The organism is Streptomyces sp. NPDC101165, assembly GCF_044768135.1.
Classification (GTDB): domain Bacteria; phylum Actinomycetota; class Actinomycetes; order Streptomycetales; family Streptomycetaceae; genus Streptomyces.
This window is the reverse complement of the sequence record NZ_JBIWPG010000020.1, coordinates 145,415-161,847: the sequence shown is the minus strand read 5'-3', so window position 1 is coordinate 161,847 and position 16,433 is coordinate 145,415. Positions and strand designations below refer to the sequence as shown.

Genomic DNA, 16,433 nt, shown 5'->3' with positions numbered 1-16,433 from the left:
TCTTCCGACCCCTTACAGCTTCATCAGGCTGGCGTCGTCGACCGAGGCCGAGTGGCGGGTACGGAACAGCGACACGATGATCGCGAGGCCCACCACGACCTCCGCGGCGGCGACGACCATCGTGAAGAAGGCGATGATCTGGCCGTCGAGGTTGCCGTGCATCCGGGAGAAGACGACGAACGCGAGGTTGCAGGCGTTGAGCATCAGCTCGATGCACATGAACACGACGATCGCGTTGCGCCGGATCAGCACCCCGGTAGCGCCGATGGTGAACAGGAGAGCGGCGAGGTAGAGGTAGTTGACGGGGTTCACTTCGACGCCTCCTCGGGCCGCTTGAACGTCGTCGGCTCGGTCTCGGTCCGCTCCAGGCGTTCCTCGGCGCGCTGCTCCAGGGCCCGCAGGTCGCCCAGCGCCTCCGCCGACACGTCACGGATCTGGCCGCGCTCGCGCAGCGTCTTGCTGACGGTCAGCTCGGAGGGGGTGCCGTCGGGCAGCAGGCCCGCGACGTCCACGGCGTTGTGCCGGGCGTAGACGCCGGGAGCGGGCAGCGGCGGCAGGTGCTTGCCCTCGCGGACGCGCTGCTCGGCCAGCTCGCGCTGGGTCTTGGCGCGCTCGGTGCGCTCGCGGTGGGTGAGCACCATGGCGCCTACGGCGGCCGTGATCAGCAGGGCGCCGGTGATTTCGAAGGCGAAGACGTACTTGGTGAAGATGAGGGCGGCGAGGCCCTCCACGTTGCCGTGCGCGTTCGCCTGGCCGGTGCCGTTGAACTCCTTGAGGGAGGCGTTGCCGATGCCGGCGAACAGCAGGACGCCGAAGCCGACCCCGCACAGAAGGGCCAGCCAGCGCTGGCCCTTGATGGTCTCCTTCAGCGAGTCCGCGGCCGTGACGCCGACGAGCATCACCACGAAGAGGAACAGCATCATGATCGCGCCGGTGTAGACGACGATCTGCACGATCCCGAGGAAGTAGGCGCCGTTGGCGAGGTAGAAGATCGCCAGGATGATCATGGTCCCGGCGAGGGAGAGCGCGCTGTGCACGGACTTCTTCATGAAGACGGTGCACAGGGCGCCGATCACCGCGATCGTGCCGAGGACCCAGAACTGGAAGGCCTCACCGGTGGAGGTGGTGTAGGCCGCGAGCTGCGGGCTCATGCGTCCACCTCCTGGTTTTCGGCCGCGTCCGAAGAGCCTGCCGATTGAGGCTGTTCGCCCTTGGAGACGGCCACCTGCTGCACGGTCCCCGGCGCGGCCTCCGTCACCAGGCCCCGGTAGTAGTCCTGTTCGTCGGTCCCCGGGAAGATCGCGTGGGGCGTGTCGACCATGCCCTCTTCGAGACCGGCGAGCAGTTGCTCCTTGGTGTAGATGAGGTTGGCGCGGCTGGAGTCGGCCAGTTCGAACTCGTTGGTCATCGTCAGCGCGCGCGTGGGGCACGCCTCGATGCACAGCCCGCACAGGATGCAGCGGGCGTAGTTGATCTGGTAGACGCGGCCGTACCGCTCGCCCGGGGAGTAGCGCTCCTCGTCGGTGTTGTCGGCGCCCTCCACGTAGATGGCGTCGGCGGGGCAGGCCCAGGCGCACAGCTCGCAGCCGACGCACTTCTCCAGGCCGTCCGGATGGCGGTTGAGCTGGTGCCGTCCGTGGAACCGCGGAGCCGTGGTCTTCTGCTGCTCCGGGTACTGCTCCGTCAGCCGCTTCTTGAACATGGCCTTGAAGGTCACGCCGAAGCCGGCCACGGGGTTCTGGAAACCGGGCTTGGTCTCCTTGGGCTCCTCAGCCATCGGACGCCTCCTTTCCATCCGAAGATCCGTCACTGACAGTGTCCGATCCGCCACTGACAATCAGCTCCCGGTCCTGGCGCGAGCGGCGCCTCGGTACCGGCGGCAGCTCCTGTCCGGGCAGCGGCGGTACGGGGAATCCGCCCGCCATCGGGTCGAACCCGGGCTGCTCGGCGGCGGGCTGCTCGGCCGTCTTCGCCTTCTCGCGGAACATGTCGGCGACGAAGGAGATCAGCAGCAGGGCCAGGATCCCGCCGCCGACGTAGAGGGCGATGTCGGCGAAGTCGTAGTTCTCGTTGCGCAGCGCCCGCACGGTCGCGACGAGCATCAGCCAGGTCACCGAGACCGGGATGAGGACCTTCCAGCCGAGCTTCATCAGCTGGTCGTAGCGCACGCGCGGGAGCGTGCCGCGCAGCCAGATGAAGAAGAACAGCAGCAGCTGGACCTTGATGACGAACCAGAGCAGCGGCCACCAGCCGTGGTTCGCGCCCTCCCAGAAGCCGCTGATCGGCCACGGGGCGCGCCAGCCGCCGAGGAACAGGGTGGTCGCCACGGCCGAGACCGTCACCATGTTCACGTACTCGGCGAGCATGAACATCGCGAACTTGATCGAGGAGTACTCGGTGTTGAAGCCGCCGACCAGGTCGCCCTCGGACTCCGGCATGTCGAAGGGGGCGCGGTTGGTCTCGCCGACCATCGTGACGATGTAGAGGATGAAGGAGACCGGCAGCAGCAGGATGTACCAGCGGTCCTGCTGCTGTTCGACGATCGTCGACGTCGACATCGACCCGGAGTAGAGGAACACGGAGGCGAACGCGGCGCCCATGGCGATCTCGTAGGAGATCATCTGCGCGCAGGAGCGCAGGCCGCCCAGCAGCGGGTAGGTGGATCCGGAACTCCAACCCGCGAGGACGATGCCGTAGATGCCGACGGAGGCGACCGCGAGGATGTAGAGCATCGCGATCGGCAGGTCGGTCAGCTGCATCGTGGTGCGGTGCCCGAAGATCGAGATCTCGTCGTCGGCCGGGCCGAAGGGGATCACCGCGATCGCCATGAAGGCCGGAATGGCCGCGACGATCGGCGCGAGGATGTAGACCACCTTGTCCGCGCGCTTGACGATGATGTCTTCCTTGAGCATCAGCTTGATGCCGTCGGCGAGCGACTGGAGCATGCCCCAGGGGCCGTGCCGGTTCGGGCCGATGCGCAGTTGCATCCAGGCGACGACCTTGCGCTCCCAGACGATGGAGAACAGCACGGTCACCATCAGGAAGGCGAAGCAGAACACCGCCTTGATGACGACCAGCCACCAGGGGTCGCGGCCGAACATCGAGAGGTCTTCAGCGGCGAGGTACGGGCTCATGCCTCCACCTCCTTGGGGGCCGCGTCGGCGCGTGCCGCCGGGCCGATGCGGACGAGGGAGCCGGGCTGCGCGCCGGTGCCGGAGGCGACGCCCGGGCCGACGGAGTTCAGCGGGAGCCAGACCACCCGGTCGGGCATCTCGGTGACCTGGAGGGGGAGTTCGACCGTGCCGGCCGACCCGGTGACGGCGAGGAGATCGCCGTCCCTGACGCCTGCCTCGGCGGCTGTCGCCGACGACACGCGCGCGCGTGCGGCGTGCCGGGTGCCGGCGAGCGCCTCGTCGCCCTCCTGCAGGACACCGTGGTCGAGCAGCAGCCGGTGTCCGGCGAGTACGGCCTCACCCGCGGCGGGGCGGGGCAGCGCGGCCGCGGTCTCCATGGGCTCGGAGGCGCGCGGGCCGTCCCAGGCGCCGAGCCGGTCGATCTCCGCGCGCGCGGTGCGCAGGTCCGGCAGGCCCAGGTGGACGTCCATGGCGTCGGCCAGCATCTGCAGCACGCGCCCGTCGGTCGGGGCGAGGCGGCGGGTCATCTGGTCGGGCTTGAGCGCGGCCTCGAAGAAGCGCACCCTGCCTTCCCAGTTGAGGAACGTGCCGGCCTTCTCGGCGACCGCGCCGACCGGCAGGACGACGTCGGCGCGCTCGGTGACCTCGCTGGGCCGCAGCTCCAGCGACACCAGGAAGCCGACGCTGTCGAGCGCCTCACGCGCGCGTGCCGGGTCGGGCAGGTCGGCGGCCTCGACACCGGCGACCACGAGGGCCGACAGTTCGCCGGTGGCGGCGGCCTCGAGGATCTGATGGGTGTCGCGGCCGTAGCGCAGGGGCAGTTCGGAGAGCCCCCAGACGGCGGCGACCTCCTCCCGCGCGCGCGGGTCGGTCGCCGGGCGGCCGCCCGGCAGCAGCGACGGCAGCGCGCCCACCTCGACGGCGCCGCGCTCGCCCGCCCGCCGTGGGATCCACACCAGGTGTGCGCCGGTCGCGGAGGCGGCGCGTACGGCGGCGGTGAGTGCGCCGGCCACCGCGGCGAGCCGCTCGCCCACGACGATCACCGCGCCCTCGGCGCGCAGGGCCTCGGCGGCCTTCGCGCCGGGCTCCTCCAGGCCGACACCGCTCGCGAGGGCGTCCAGCCACTCGGTCTCGGTGCCGGGAGCGGCCGGCAGCAGCGTGCCGCCCGCCTTCTCCAGGCCGCGGGTGGCGTGTGTGGCCAGCGAGAACACCCGCTGCTTGTGCCCCCGCCAGGCCTTGCGCAGCCGCAGGAAGACGCCGGGCGCCTCCTCCTCCGATTCGAAACCGACGAGCAGGACGGCGGGCGCCTTCTCCAGGGAGGTGTACGTGACGCCCGTACCGTCGAGGTCACGGCCGCGGCCGGCCACCCGGGCCGCCAGGAAGTCGGCCTCCTCGCCGCTGTGCACGCGCGCGCGGAAGTCGATGTCGTTCGTGTCGAGCGCCACGCGCGCGAACTTGCTGTACGCGTAGGCGTCCTCGACGGTCAGGCGGCCGCCGACGAGGACACCGGCCCGGGAGCGGGCGGCGGTCAGCCCGCGCGCGGCCGCTTCCAGCGCCTCGGGCCAGGAGGCGGGCTCCAGGACACCTTCGGCGTTACGTACGAGCGGGGTGTCGAGGCGGTCCTTGAGCTGCGCGTACCGGAACGCGAAGCGTCCCTTGTCGCAGATCCACTCCTCGTTGACCTCGGGGTCGTTGGCGGCGAGCCGCCGCATGACCTTGCCGCGCCGGTGGTCGGTGCGGGTCGCGCAGCCGCCGGAGCAGTGCTCGCACACCGACGGCGAGGAGACGAGGTCGAAGGGGCGGGAGCGGAAACGATAGGCCGCGGAGGTGAGCGCGCCGACCGGGCAGATCTGGATGGTGTTCCCGGAGAAGTACGACTCGAACGGGTCGCCCTGGCCGGTGCCGACCTGCTGGAGCGCGCCCCGCTCGAGCAGCTCGATCATCGGGTCGCCCGCGACCTGGTTGGAGAAGCGGGTGCAGCGGGCGCACAGCACGCACCGCTCACGGTCGAGCAGCACCTGTGTGGAGATCGGGACGGGCTTCTCGTACGTCCGCTTGCGGCCCTCGAAGCGGGACTCCGCGTTGCCGTGCGACATGGCCTGGTTCTGCAGCGGGCACTCGCCGCCCTTGTCGCAGACCGGGCAGTCCAGCGGATGGTTGATGAGCAGCAGCTCCATCACACCGTGCTGCGCCTTCTCGGCGACCGGGGACGTGAGGTGAGTCTTCACCACCATCCCGTCCGTGCACGTGATCGTGCAGGACGCCATCGGCTTGCGCTGGCCCTCGACCTCGACGATGCACTGACGGCAGGCACCGGCAGGGTCCAGGAGGGGGTGGTCGCAGAAGCGGGGGATCTCGATGCCGAGCTGTTCGGCGGCGCGGATGACCAGGGTGCCCTTGGGCACGCTGATCTCCACGCCGTCGATCGTCAGCGTGACGAGGTCCTCCGGCGGGACCGCCGCCTCTCCCCCTCCGGAGGGAGCGCTGGTGGTCACGGTCATGCGTTCACCTCCGGGCGGTCGGCCCAGGCCGTCGACTTTGCCGGGTCGAAGGGGCAGCCCCGGCCCGTGATGTGTTGCTCGTACTCCTCGCGGAAGTACTTGAGCGAGGAGAAGATCGGCGAGGCGGCGCCGTCGCCGAGGGCGCAGAAGGACTTGCCGTTGATGTTGTCGGCGATGTCGTTCAGCTTGTCGAGGTCGGACATGACGCCCTTGCCGGCCTCGATGTCCCGCAGCAACTGCACGAGCCAGTACGTCCCTTCACGGCACGGTGTGCACTTGCCGCAGGACTCGTGGGCGTAGAACTCGGTCCAGCGGGTCACCGCCCGCACCACGCAGGTCGTCTCGTCGAAGCACTGCAGGGCCTTGGTGCCGAGCATGGAACCCGCGGCACCCACTCCTTCGTAGTCGAGCGGGACGTCGAGGTGCTCGGCGGTGAACATCGGCGTCGAGGAGCCGCCCGGCGTCCAGAACTTGAGGCGATGCCCGGGCCGCATGCCGCCGCTCATGTCGAGGAGCTGGCGGAGCGTGATGCCGAGCGGCGCCTCGTACTGGCCGGGGCTCGCGACGTGACCGCTGAGCGAGTAGAGCGTGAAGCCGGGCGACTTCTCGCTCCCCATCGACCTGAACCATTCCTTGCCGTTTTTCAGAATGGCGGGAACCGACGCGATCGACTCGACGTTGTTCACAACAGTCGGGCAGGCATAGAGCCCTTCGACCGCAGGGAAAGGGGGACGGAGCCGCGGTTGACCACGGCGGCCTTCGAGCGAGTCGAGCAGTGCGGTCTCCTCACCGCAGATGTACGCGCCGGCGCCGGCGTGCACGGTGAGTTCGAGGTCGAGTCCGCTGCCCAGGATGTTCTCGCCGAGGTAGCCCGCCGCGTGGGCCTCGCGCACGGCCTCGTGCAACCGCCGCAGAACGGGGACGACTTCACCACGCAGATAGATGAAGGCATGCGACGACCTGATGGCATAGCACGCGATCACAATGCCCTCGATGAGGCTGTGCGGGTTCGCGAAGAGGAGCGGGATGTCCTTGCAGGTCCCGGGCTCCGACTCGTCGGCGTTGACAACTAGATAGTGCGGTTTCCCATCACCCTGGGGAATGAACTGCCACTTCATTCCGGTCGGGAATCCCGCGCCGCCGCGCCCGCGCAGACCTGAATCCTTGACGTACGCGATCAGGTCGTCCGGCGACATGGCGAGCGCCTTGCGGAGCCCCTCGTACCCCTCGTGCCTCCGGTAGACGTCCAGAGACCAGGACCGGTCCTCGTCCCAGAAGGCCGACAGCACGGGTGCGAGCAGCTTCTCGGGGCTGGTGTCCTTGAGTTCGGTCACGGTCATCACTCCCCCTCCTCCTCGGCCCGGCCCGCGGACGGAGCGTCCTGTGGTTCCTGGCCGCGCGGATGGACCACGCGCGCGGGTGCGGCCTCTCCCCTTGCCAGGCGAAGGCCCACCAGCGAAGCGGGTCCCGCACTGCCGCCCTCCTCGACGGCCCCTGGCCGCTCGTCGGGGAAGCCGGCCAGGATCCGCGCGGTCTCCTTGAAGGTGCACAGCCGCGCCCCGCGCGTGGGCTGTACGGGCCGTCCGGCACGCAGGTCGTCGACCAGACGCTTGGCGCTGCCCGGGGTCTGGTTGTCGAAGAACTCCCAGTTGACCATCACGACCGGCGCGAAGTCGCAGGCCGCGTTGCACTCGATGTGCTCCAGGGTGACCTTGCCGTCGTCGGTGGTCTCGCCGTTGCCGACGCCCAGGTGCTCCTGGAGACCTTCGAAGATCGCGTCGCCGCCCATCACCGCGCAGAGCGTGTTGGTGCAGACGCCCACCTGGTAGTCACCGGACGGCCTGCGCCGGTACATGGTGTAGAAGGTGGCGACGGCGGTGACCTCGGCCGTGGTCAGGTCCAGCACGTCCGCGCAGAACTGCATTCCGGTGCGCGTGACATGCCCTTCCTCCGACTGCACGAGGTGGAGCAGCGGCAGCAGGGCGGACCTGGAGTCGGGGTAGCGCGCGATCAGCTCGCGCGCGTCCGCCTCCAGCCGGGCCCGTACGTCGTCCGGGTACGCGGGTGCGGGCAGTTCGGGCATGCCCAGGCTGACGCCCCGCTCCGAGGAACTGGTGGTCACCGGTCGACGCCTCCCATCACGGGGTCGATGGACGCCACGGCGACGATGACGTCGGCGACCTGGCCGCCCTCGCACATCGCCGCCATGGCCTGCAGGTTGGTGAAGGACGGGTCGCGGAAGTGGACCCGGTAGGGGCGGGTGCCGCCGTCGGAGACGGCGTGCACCCCGAGTTCGCCCTTGGGCGACTCGACGGCCACGTACGCCTGTCCGGGCGGGACTCGGAAGCCCTCGGTGACCAGCTTGAAGTGGTGGATCAGGGCCTCCATGGAGGTGCCCATGATCTTCTTGATGTGGTCGAGGGAGTTGCCGAGTCCGTCCGGTCCCAGGGCGAGCTGGGCGGGCCAGGCGATCTTCTTGTCGGCGACCATGACCGGGCCGGGCTGGAGCCGGTCCAGGCACTGCTCGACGACCCTGAGCGACTGGCGCATCTCCTCCAGGCGGACCAGGAAGCGGCCGTAGGCGTCGCAGCTGTCGGCGGTCGGGACGTCGAAGTCGTACGTCTCGTAGTCGCAGTACGGCTGGGCCTTGCGCAGGTCGTGCGGCAGGCCGGCGGAGCGCAGGATCGGGCCGGTGGCGCCGAGGGCCATGCAGCCGGCCAGGTCGAGGTAGCCGATGTCCTGCATACGGGCCTTGAAGATGGGGTTCCCGGTGGCGAGCTTGTCGTACTCCGGGAGGTTCTTCTTCATCTTCTTCACGAACTCGCGGATCTGGTCCACCGCGCCGGGCGGCAGGTCCTGCGCGAGTCCGCCGGGCCTGATGTACGCGTGGTTCATGCGCAGGCCCGTGATGAGCTCGTAGATGTCGAGAATCATTTCACGATCACGGAATCCGTAGATCATGATCGTGGTGGCGCCCAGCTCCATGCCGCCGGTGGCGATGCACACCAGGTGGGAGGACATCCGGTTCAGCTCCATCAGGAGCACCCGGATGATCTTGGCGCGCTCGGTGATCTGGTCCTCGATGCCGAGGAGCTTCTCGACGGCGAGGCAGTAGGCGGTCTCGTTGAAGAAGGACGTCAGGTAGTCCATGCGCGTCACGAACGTGGTGCCCTGCGTCCACGTCCGGTACTCGAGGTTCTTCTCGATGCCCGTGTGGAGGTAGCCGATGCCGCAGCGGGCCTCGGTGACCGTCTCGCCCTCGATCTCCAGGATCAGACGGAGCACTCCATGGGTGGACGGGTGCTGGGGACCCATGTTGACGACAATGCGCTCGTCGTCGGCGCGGGCCGCGGACTGGACGACCTCGTCCCAGTCGCCGCCGGTGACCGTATATACGGTGCCCTCGGTGGTCTCGCGCGCCGAGGCGGCGGAGGCCGCGGATGCTGACTGCGTGCTCACGAGTACGACCTCCGCTGGTCCGGAGCCGGGATCTGGGCGCCCTTGTACTCGACGGGGATGCCGCCGAGGGGGTAGTCCTTGCGCTGCGGATGGCCCTGCCAGTCGTCCGGCATCATGATCCGCGTCAGGGCCGGGTGACCGTCGAAGACGATTCCGAAGAAGTCGTAGGTCTCGCGCTCGTGCCAGTCGTTGGTCGGATAGACGGGGACCAGGGACGGGATGTGCCGGTCGCTGTCGGGGGCGCTGACCTCGAGGCGGACGAGCCGGTTGTGGGTGATCGAGCGCAGGTGGTACACGGCGTGCAGCTCGCGTCCCTTGTCGCTCGGGTAGTGGACGCCGCTGACGCCCGTGCACAGCTCGAAGCGCAGGGCCGGGTCGTCGCGCAGGGTGCGGGCGACGCGGACCAGGTGCTCGCGTTCGATGTGGAAGGTGAGCTCGCCCCGGTCGACGACCGTCTTCTCGATGGCGTTCTCCGGGAGGAGTCCCTGCTCCTCCAGGGCGCCCTCCAGCTCGTCGGCGACCTCGTCGAACCAGCCGCCGTAGGGCCGGTTCGCCGGTCCCGGGAGTCGGATCGAGCGGACCAGGCCCCCGTAGCCGGAGGTGTCGCCGCCGTTGGCGGCGCCGAACATGCCGCGCTGGACACGGATCTCCTCGCCGCCCTGGCCGCGCTGGCCGGGGAGGTTGGAGGCGGCGAGGTCCTTCTCGGGGTTCACCCCGTTCGCGCCGTTGGTGCCGTTCGCGTCGCTCACCGCAGCAGCCCCTTCATCTCGATCGTGGGCAGGGCCTTGAGCGCCGCCTCCTCCGCCTCCCGGGCCGCCTCCTCGGCGTTCACGCCGAGCTTGGAGGTCTGGATCTTGTGGTGGAGCTTGAGGATCGCGTCCATCAGCATCTCGGGCCGCGGCGGACAGCCGGGGAGGTAGATGTCGACGGGGACGATGTGGTCGACGCCCTGGACGATCGCGTAGTTGTTGAACATGCCGCCCGAGGAGGCGCAGACGCCCATGGAGATCACCCACTTGGGGTTGGGCATCTGGTCGTAGACCTGCCTGAGCACCGGCGCCATCTTCTGGCTGACCCGGCCGGCGACGATCATCAGGTCCGCCTGGCGCGGCGAGCCGCGGAAGACCTCCATGCCGAAGCGCGCGAGGTCGTAGCGGCCGGCGCCGGTGGTCATCATCTCGATGGCGCAGCACGCCAGGCCGAAGGTGGCCGGGAAGACGGACGCCTTGCGCACCCAGCCCGCGGCCTGCTCGACGGTGGTCAGCAGGAAGCCGCTCGGCAGCTTTTCTTCGAGTCCCATGTCTCTAAAGGCCCCTCAGTCCCATTCCAGGCCGCCGCGCCGCCATACGTACGCGTACGCGACGAAGACGGTGAGCACGAAGAGCAGCATCTCCACGAGCCCGAAGATCCCCAGGGCGTCGAAGGTGACGGCCCAGGGGTAGAGGAAGACGATCTCGATGTCGAAGACGATGAAGAGCATCGCCGTCAGGTAGTACTTGATGGGGAAGCGCCCGCCGCCGGCCGGCGTGGGGGTCGGCTCGATACCGCACTCGTAGGCCTCGAGCTTGGCGCGGTTGTACCGCTTCGGACCGATCAGCGTGGCCATGACCACGGAGAAGATCGCAAAGCCTGCCCCGAGGGCTCCCAGTACGAGGATGGGCGCATACGCGTTCACCGCTCCTCGCTCCTCTCAGTCGGCACTGACTGGTGGCGGTTGCACTGGGCTCACACCCGCCTCACCGGTCCCACGAGCCCCGCTCGTCGCGGGCGAAGATCGAGAACATGTGAAGCAGGTCACAAGCCCAACTGCCTCGCATCTTATGCCCGCCACTCTGTGATCTGCGACACGGGGTATTACACAAGCTTTGTGATCTCCACCACCTGACGAAGGATCATGAAGTCGGATGATGGGTGATCTTCGTACGCGAAGCGTTCAGGTGATCACCAGAAGTGACATTCTCGCTCGTCGTCGCAGGCCGGAGGGGTCGTCTCCATATCAAGAGAGTTCCGCTGCATGCAAATTGGTGCTGAACCCGGCGCCCTGATAGAGGACCGCGTTCACACATCGGGGGGAGCTTCGAGGCGGGATGTGGACGCGCGGCGAATGCGTGCACACGTTCACGAGCTCCTGCCCGCGCGTGACGCCACCCCTCGGGTAACCGTTCCGTGACCTCCGCCACATTCATGAGAGCGGCCTGAGAACCGGGCTTGGCCATCCACCCGAACCAGTGGTAGGTGCGGGGCAATTCGGACGTAATGATCAAAGACCGTGATCAAGGGCTTGATCACGGTCGTCCGCAATGTCCGTTACGGCGTCAATAAAGAGCGACACGCCCGGGCTTCGAGGTCTCGATTGAACAACTGTGGCGCAGCACACGTTTCTTGAAGATATGAAGGAGCCCCTGGTACCGGTTATTCCCATGTCCCACACCGCTCACATACGCAGCCACCGGAAGCCCCGCCGCAGCAGCGCGTCGACCATCGCCGTGCGGGCCGGAGTTGCCGGTGGCGTCCTCAGCACCCTGGCAGTCGCCGGGGCGTCCGGTTCGGCGAACGCTGCCGAGCCGGTGACGCAGACCCTCGAACTGCCCACCCTGACGGCCGACCTGGCCGCTCAGGTCGCCCAGTCCGCGGACGCCACGCAGCAGGCCGCCGCGAACTACCAGCTGCAGGCCGAGCGCGATCAGGCCGCCGCAAACGCCGCGAAGCAGGCCAAGACGGACCTCGCGGACGCGAAGCAGAAGGCGGCGGAGGCCAAGAAGAAGGCTCAGGAGGCCGCCCGCAAGGCCGCTGCCGCGCGCGCCTCGCGCAGCGCGGAGCGGACGACGCTCTCCACCACGGCGGGCACCGGCTCGAGCACCTCCACCAGCACGTCCACGGCCACCGGTTCGGCCGCGGCGGTCCTCGCCTTCGCCAAGGCGCAGATCGGCAAGAGCTACGTTCTGGGCGCCTCCGGCCCCAACGCGTGGGACTGCTCCAGCCTCGTGCAGGCCGCCTTCAAGCAGGTCGGCATCAGCCTGCCGCGCGTCTCCCAGGACCAGTCGACCCAGGGCACCCCTGTCTCGCTGAGCAACCTGCAGCCGGGCGACATCCTCTACTGGGGCGGCGCGGGCAGCGCGTACCATGTGGCGATCTACGCCGGTGACGGCATGTTCGTCGGTGCGCAGAACCCCTCCACCGGCATCGTGGAGAAGCCGCTGTCGTACGACCCGCCGACCGGCGCCGTGCGGGTGCTCTGAGCACTCGGCACACCATTCACGCGCGTAGGGCCGCAGCCGCTCGGGGGCAGCGGCCCTTCGGGCTCATCCCGTCCCCTCATCTCCAGGGCGATCCGGGCATATTCGCCCCATTGGGCTCATCCCAGGTCGAAGGTGTTGGGTAGACCGAGCCGGTAGGGCAGCTCGTCGACGCGTTTGAGGGCTTCCATCTCGGGCGGGCGGAACAGCTCCCAGATCCGGCAGCGCTCGGTGTCCGAATTGTCTGCGTCCAGGAGGGCGTTGACGGCCCGGCGCGCGGACTCGTTGGCGCCCTCCATCGTCGCCAGATCCACATCCGTGCGGACGTAGTCGCCGGCGAGGAAGAAGTTGGGCACCGCCGTCTTCGCCGACGGACGGTTGTAGAGCGTCCCCGTGGGGTGAATGAGGAGCTGTTCCCGGTTCTGCGGGTCCCGGGCCGCCCAGGCCGGTCACCGCGGGGTCCATGAACCAGCCGAGCCGGTCCTCGTCCCTGAGCGTCGTCTTGCCGGAGTCGTTGACCCCGTCCTTCAGCTGGGCCCAGAGTTCGGCGACGATCTCCTCCTTGGTGCAGGCGCGGGCCGTCTTGCCATACAGGATGCCGGGCTTGTCCCATTCGGAGATGATCGCGGACAGGCAGTCGTGGGCCTGTCCGTCCCCGTAGTCGCGCGCAAAATCCCGTACGTCCCAGAACTGGGCCTGGCCGATGCCCGTCACCGCCCAGGGCGAGTCGAGGCAGTTGATGTGCCCGTGGACCACGGGTGTGGGCGTGCGCAGAGAGAACTGGACGCCGGTCATCCAGTCGGTCTTCAGCGCGTCGCAGCGACCGAGCCGGGGGTCGGCGGCGCGCAGGGCCCGGCCCCAGGTCGCGCGGGCGTGTTCGACGGGCAGTGCGGAGACGTAGTGGTCGGCGGTGACCGTGCGCTCCTGGCCGCCGTCCCGGGCCGAGACGCGGATGCCGCTCACCCGACCGCCCTCGTACACCACCTCCCGCACCTGGGTCCCGAGCACGAACTCGACGCCGAAGGAGCGCAGCTGCGTCTCCCAGGGGTCGATCCACGCCTCGCCGGTGGGGGCGTTGAGGACACGGTCGATGTCGGCGTCGCCGTCCGTGCCGCGGCCGAGCAGGCCCCACAGGAGCAGGGCCTCGATGATGACGCGGCCGACGATGGGGGCACCTCCCTGCTCGAGCGAAGCCGAGAGCTTGGGGGAGGGTGGAGGCGATCTCGGCGCGGGTGGCCACCAGGTTGCGGGTCTGGCCGATACCGAGGAGAACCTGGTACTCCCTGCTCATCTCGCCGGCCCGGATGAAGTCCCACCACGCCGTCTTCTCCCACTGGTCCTCGCGGCGGGCGTCGCAGCTGGTGAGATGGACCAGGAGGCGGTCGGCGAAGTGGGCGGCCTCGTGGGCGGGCAGGCGGCTGCCGAGATCCAGGACGGACAGGATCTGGTCGCGGAGCCAGGACGGGGTGATGTCCCCGGGTGCGGGCGGGGTGGTGACCCGTCGCAGCGGGAAGTGCGGGTCCGGGCGGCCGGAGCCACGGGCGAACAGGGCCTCGGTGCCGCTGCGGAGGTTGTCGTGGACGCCGTTCGCGTTGCCGGGGACGGGGATGCGGCGCATCGTGTCCGGCAGGTTCCGGTAGAAACCGGGGAAGAAGCGGAAGCCGTGTTCGCCCGGGAGCGGTCTGCGGCCGCCGGTGCCCGTGGCGGGGACGTCCATCGAGCGGGCCTTGCCGCCGAGGTGGTCCCCGTGCTCGTAGACGGTGACGGTCGTAGCCGCGCTCGGCGAGTTCGTGGGCGGCGCTGAGGCCGGATACTCCGCCGCCGAGGACGGCGACCCGCTTGCCGGCGGCCGGGGTCGCCGCGGCCGCCGTCGAGGCCGTCCCCAAGGCGGCGGCACCGGCCACGCCCCCGGCGACCGCTCCCCCGGCCGCCGTCAGGAAGCGTCTCCGGGAGGGGCCGACGTGTCCGGCGAGCCCCTGTGACTGCTGCGCGTGTTCTGTTGTCATGAGTCCCGGAGGGTAGGGAGGGGCGCCGGAGGCCGGAAGCCCGCTGCCCTGTCACCCACAGCATCCTCGCAAACACAGGGAGACACAGCGATGCCACGTGTGTTCGTCCAGGGCAGCCCCGCCGACCACTACCCGCGTCACGCCCCCGAGGCCGGACGCGGTGCGGTGCGCCGCATCACCGAGGTCGGGGAGGAGGTCCTGCACAAGCCCTGCCGGGACGTCACGGAGTTCGGGCCCGACCTCGCCGCGCTCATCGACGACATGTTCCTCACCATGTATGTCGCCGAGGGGGCGGGACTGGCCGCGAATCAGGTCGGGATCGATCTGCGCCTGTTCGTGTACGACTGCCCCGATGACGATGGAATCCGGCATGTCGGACACATTGTCAATCCCGTGCTCAAGACTCCCCTGAGCGGCCGACGGCTGCTGGACGAGGGCGAGGGGTGCCTGTCGGTGCCGGGAGCCGTCATGGCCGTACCGCGACCGGATCGGGCCGTCGTGCGCGGGCAGGACAAGGACGGCAGGGCCGTGGTCATCGAGGGCACGGGGTACTTCGCGCGCTGTCTCGCCCACGAGACCGACCACACCACCGGGTACATCTACCTGGATCGGCTCTCCAAGCGGGAGAAAAGGGACGCGCTGCGGCAGATGACGGACCGGCGGGACGAGGTGTACGCCCGCCGGACCGCCAACGCGGCGGCTCTCAGCGCCTGATCACGCCTTCGGGGCCACCTTGCTCAGACCGTTGATGATGCGGTCCATCGCGTCGCCGCCCGTCGGGTCGGTGAGGTTCGCGAGGAGCTTCAGGGTGAACTTCATCAGCTGCGGGTGGGTGAGACCGCGCTGGGCGGCGATCTGCATGACCTTCGGGTTGCCGATGAGCTTCACGAAGGCGCGGCCGAGCGTGTAGTAGCCGCCGTAGGTGTCCTTGAGGACGCGCGGGTAGCGCTGCAGGGCGATCTCGCGCTGGGCGGGCGTGGCCCGCGCGTGGGCCTGGACGATGACGTCGGCGGCGATCTGGCCGGACTCCATGGCGTAGGCGATGCCCTCGCCGTTGAAGGGGTTCACCAGGCCACCGGCGTCGCCGACGAGCAGCAGGCCCTTGGTGTAGTGCGGCTGGCGGTTGAAGGCCATGGGGAGGGCGGCGCCGCGGATGGGGCCGGTCATGTTCTCGGGGGTGTAGCCCCACTCCTCCGGCATGGACGCGCACCAGGCCTTGAGGACCTCCCGCCAGTCCAGTTCCTTGAAGGAGGCGGAGGTGTTGAGCACGCCGAGGCCCACGTTGGAGGTGCCGTCGCCCATGCCGAAGATCCAGCCGTAGCCGGGCAGCAGACGGTCCTGGGAGCCGCGGCGGTCCCAGAGTTCCAGCCAGGACTCCAGGTAGTCGTCCTCGTGGCGCGGCGAGGTGAAGTACGTGCGCACCGCGACGCCCATCGGGCGGTCCTCGCGGCGGTGCAGGCCCATCGCCAGGGACAGGCGGGTGGAGTTGCCGTCGGCGGCGACGACGAGCGGCGCGCGGAAGGTGACCTCGCGCTTCTCCTCGCCGAGCTTGGCGGTCACGCCGGTGATCCGGCCCGTGCGGTCGTCGATGACCGGACCGCTGACGTTGCACAGCTCGAAGAGCCGCGCTCCCGCCTTCTGGGCCTGGCGGGCGAGTTGCTCGTCGAAGTCGTCGCGCTTGCGGACGAGACCGTAGTTCGGGTAGGCGGCGAGATCCGGCCAGTCCAGCTGGAGTCGCGAGCCGCCGCCGATGATGCGCAGGCCCTTGTTGCGCAGCCAGCCGGCCTCTTCGGAGATGTCGATGCCCATGGCCACGAGCTGCTTGACCGCGCGCGGGGTGAGGCCGTCGCCGCAGACCTTCTCCCGGGGGAACTCGGTCTTCTCCAGCAGGAGAACGTCGAGTCCGGCCTTGGCGAGGTGGTACGCGGTGGTGGAGCCGGCTGGCCCCGCGCCCACGACGATCACATCGGCGGTGTTGTCGGAGAGGGGCTCGGTCACGGCGGGATCTCCCCAAGGTTCAAAATCTGCGTGCCGACCGGCACTGGACATGGGCAGTCTATTCAGCAGAATTGATCACCCGGCTGAAGGGCTACCCCC

At 69.2% G+C, this 16,433-nt stretch carries 15 protein-coding genes and 1 pseudogene; 2 read left to right on the top strand and 14 right to left on the bottom strand.

The features are described from left to right. Positions 1-12: 12 nt before the first annotated feature. The 11 genes from nuoK to ACIRVH_RS35365 are packed head-to-tail and all read right to left on the bottom strand — an operon-like array spanning position 13 to position 10,769. Positions 13-312: an NADH-quinone oxidoreductase subunit NuoK gene (gene nuoK / locus ACIRVH_RS35415; protein ID WP_073901863.1), complete on the bottom strand. Its 300-nt coding sequence runs from the start codon at positions 310-312 to the stop codon at positions 13-15. After that, the gene (locus ACIRVH_RS35410; RefSeq protein ID WP_403962169.1) at positions 309-1,151 is read right to left on the bottom strand and encodes an NADH-quinone oxidoreductase subunit J; all 843 of its coding nucleotides are present in this window, start codon (positions 1,149-1,151) and stop codon (positions 309-311) included. The genes nuoK and ACIRVH_RS35410 overlap by 4 nt, the downstream gene beginning before the upstream one ends. After that, positions 1,148-1,777, bottom strand: coding sequence for an NADH-quinone oxidoreductase subunit NuoI (gene nuoI, locus ACIRVH_RS35405; RefSeq protein ID WP_403962167.1), 630 nt, complete (start codon positions 1,775-1,777; stop codon positions 1,148-1,150). Before nuoI ends, ACIRVH_RS35410 begins: the two co-directional genes overlap by 4 nt. Further along, positions 1,770-3,134, bottom strand: coding sequence for an NADH-quinone oxidoreductase subunit NuoH (nuoH, locus tag ACIRVH_RS35400; protein WP_403962164.1), 1,365 nt, complete (start codon positions 3,132-3,134; stop codon positions 1,770-1,772). The genes nuoI and nuoH overlap by 8 nt, the downstream gene beginning before the upstream one ends. Then, positions 3,131-5,635 (bottom strand): NADH-quinone oxidoreductase subunit G, encoded by a 2,505-nt coding sequence (locus ACIRVH_RS35395; RefSeq protein WP_403962161.1) that lies wholly within the window; start codon positions 5,633-5,635, stop codon positions 3,131-3,133. Before ACIRVH_RS35395 ends, nuoH begins: the two co-directional genes overlap by 4 nt. Further along, positions 5,632-6,975 carry an NADH-quinone oxidoreductase subunit NuoF gene (nuoF, locus tag ACIRVH_RS35390; protein ID WP_403962157.1) on the bottom strand — a complete coding sequence of 448 codons (1,344 nt, stop codon included), beginning with the start codon at positions 6,973-6,975 and terminating at the stop codon, positions 5,632-5,634. The genes ACIRVH_RS35395 and nuoF overlap by 4 nt, the downstream gene beginning before the upstream one ends. Then, positions 6,975-7,757, bottom strand: a complete 783-nt coding sequence (gene nuoE, locus ACIRVH_RS35385) for an NADH-quinone oxidoreductase subunit NuoE (RefSeq protein ID WP_403962154.1) — start codon at positions 7,755-7,757, stop codon at positions 6,975-6,977. Before nuoE ends, nuoF begins: the two co-directional genes overlap by 1 nt. Then, a complete protein-coding gene (locus ACIRVH_RS35380) occupies positions 7,754-9,094 on the bottom strand; it encodes an NADH-quinone oxidoreductase subunit D (RefSeq protein WP_403962151.1) in 1,341 nt (446 codons plus the stop codon). Before ACIRVH_RS35380 ends, nuoE begins: the two co-directional genes overlap by 4 nt. Beyond that, the gene (locus ACIRVH_RS35375) at positions 9,091-9,843 is read right to left on the bottom strand and encodes an NADH-quinone oxidoreductase subunit C (protein ID WP_403962148.1); all 753 of its coding nucleotides are present in this window, start codon (positions 9,841-9,843) and stop codon (positions 9,091-9,093) included. The genes ACIRVH_RS35380 and ACIRVH_RS35375 overlap by 4 nt, the downstream gene beginning before the upstream one ends. Next, positions 9,840-10,394 (bottom strand): NADH-quinone oxidoreductase subunit B family protein, encoded by a 555-nt coding sequence (locus ACIRVH_RS35370; protein ID WP_023547484.1) that lies wholly within the window; start codon positions 10,392-10,394, stop codon positions 9,840-9,842. Before ACIRVH_RS35370 ends, ACIRVH_RS35375 begins: the two co-directional genes overlap by 4 nt. Positions 10,395-10,409: 15 nt before the next feature. Then, the gene (locus ACIRVH_RS35365; RefSeq protein WP_003992243.1) at positions 10,410-10,769 is read right to left on the bottom strand and encodes an NADH-quinone oxidoreductase subunit A; all 360 of its coding nucleotides are present in this window, start codon (positions 10,767-10,769) and stop codon (positions 10,410-10,412) included. Positions 10,770-11,514: 745 nt separating this feature from the next. Here ACIRVH_RS35365 and ACIRVH_RS35360 point away from each other — a divergent pair. Continuing rightward, on the top strand, positions 11,515-12,333 hold the full coding sequence (locus ACIRVH_RS35360) for a C40 family peptidase (protein WP_403962145.1): 819 nt from the start codon (positions 11,515-11,517) through the stop codon (positions 12,331-12,333). A 116-nt stretch (positions 12,334-12,449) separates the two neighbouring features. Here the strand turns inward: ACIRVH_RS35360 and ACIRVH_RS35355 are convergent, their stop codons facing one another. Together ACIRVH_RS35355 and ACIRVH_RS35350 are read right to left on the bottom strand one after the other, a co-directional pair. Beyond that, positions 12,450-12,686: a hypothetical protein gene (locus ACIRVH_RS35355; RefSeq protein ID WP_403962143.1), complete on the bottom strand. Its 237-nt coding sequence runs from the start codon at positions 12,684-12,686 to the stop codon at positions 12,450-12,452. Positions 12,687-12,915: 229 nt separating this feature from the next. After that, positions 12,916-13,293, bottom strand: a pseudogene (locus tag ACIRVH_RS35350) (FAD-dependent oxidoreductase); the annotation flags it as partial. 1,133 nt (positions 13,294-14,426) lie between these two features. Between ACIRVH_RS35350 and def the strand changes: the two are divergent. Continuing rightward, positions 14,427-15,050, top strand: coding sequence for a peptide deformylase (def, locus tag ACIRVH_RS35345; protein WP_403962140.1), 624 nt, complete (start codon positions 14,427-14,429; stop codon positions 15,048-15,050). Here the strand turns inward: def and ACIRVH_RS35340 are convergent, their stop codons facing one another. After that, positions 15,051-16,385 carry a geranylgeranyl reductase family protein gene (locus ACIRVH_RS35340; protein WP_403962137.1) on the bottom strand — a complete coding sequence of 445 codons (1,335 nt, stop codon included), beginning with the start codon at positions 16,383-16,385 and terminating at the stop codon, positions 15,051-15,053. Positions 16,386-16,433 lie beyond the last annotated feature (48 nt).

Coding starts and splice junctions, on each gene's coding strand:
- ACIRVH_RS35410 (WP_403962169.1), bottom strand. CDS start 1,151: ATGAGCCCGCAGCTCGCGGCCTACACCACCTCCACCGGTGAGGCCTTC.
- nuoI (WP_403962167.1), bottom strand. CDS start 1,777: ATGGCTGAGGAGCCCAAGGAGACCAAGCCCGGTTTCCAGAACCCCGTG.
- nuoH (WP_403962164.1), bottom strand. CDS start 3,134: ATGAGCCCGTACCTCGCCGCTGAAGACCTCTCGATGTTCGGCCGCGAC.
- ACIRVH_RS35395 (WP_403962161.1), bottom strand. CDS start 5,635: ATGACCGTGACCACCAGCGCTCCCTCCGGAGGGGGAGAGGCGGCGGTC.
- nuoF (WP_403962157.1), bottom strand. CDS start 6,975: ATGACCGTGACCGAACTCAAGGACACCAGCCCCGAGAAGCTGCTCGCA.
- ACIRVH_RS35370 (WP_023547484.1), bottom strand. CDS start 10,394: ATGGGACTCGAAGAAAAGCTGCCGAGCGGCTTCCTGCTGACCACCGTC.
- ACIRVH_RS35360 (WP_403962145.1), top strand. CDS start 11,515: ATGTCCCACACCGCTCACATACGCAGCCACCGGAAGCCCCGCCGCAGC.
- def (WP_403962140.1), top strand. CDS start 14,427: ATGCCACGTGTGTTCGTCCAGGGCAGCCCCGCCGACCACTACCCGCGT.
- ACIRVH_RS35340 (WP_403962137.1), bottom strand. CDS start 16,385: ATGTCCAGTGCCGGTCGGCACGCAGATTTTGAACCTTGGGGAGATCCC.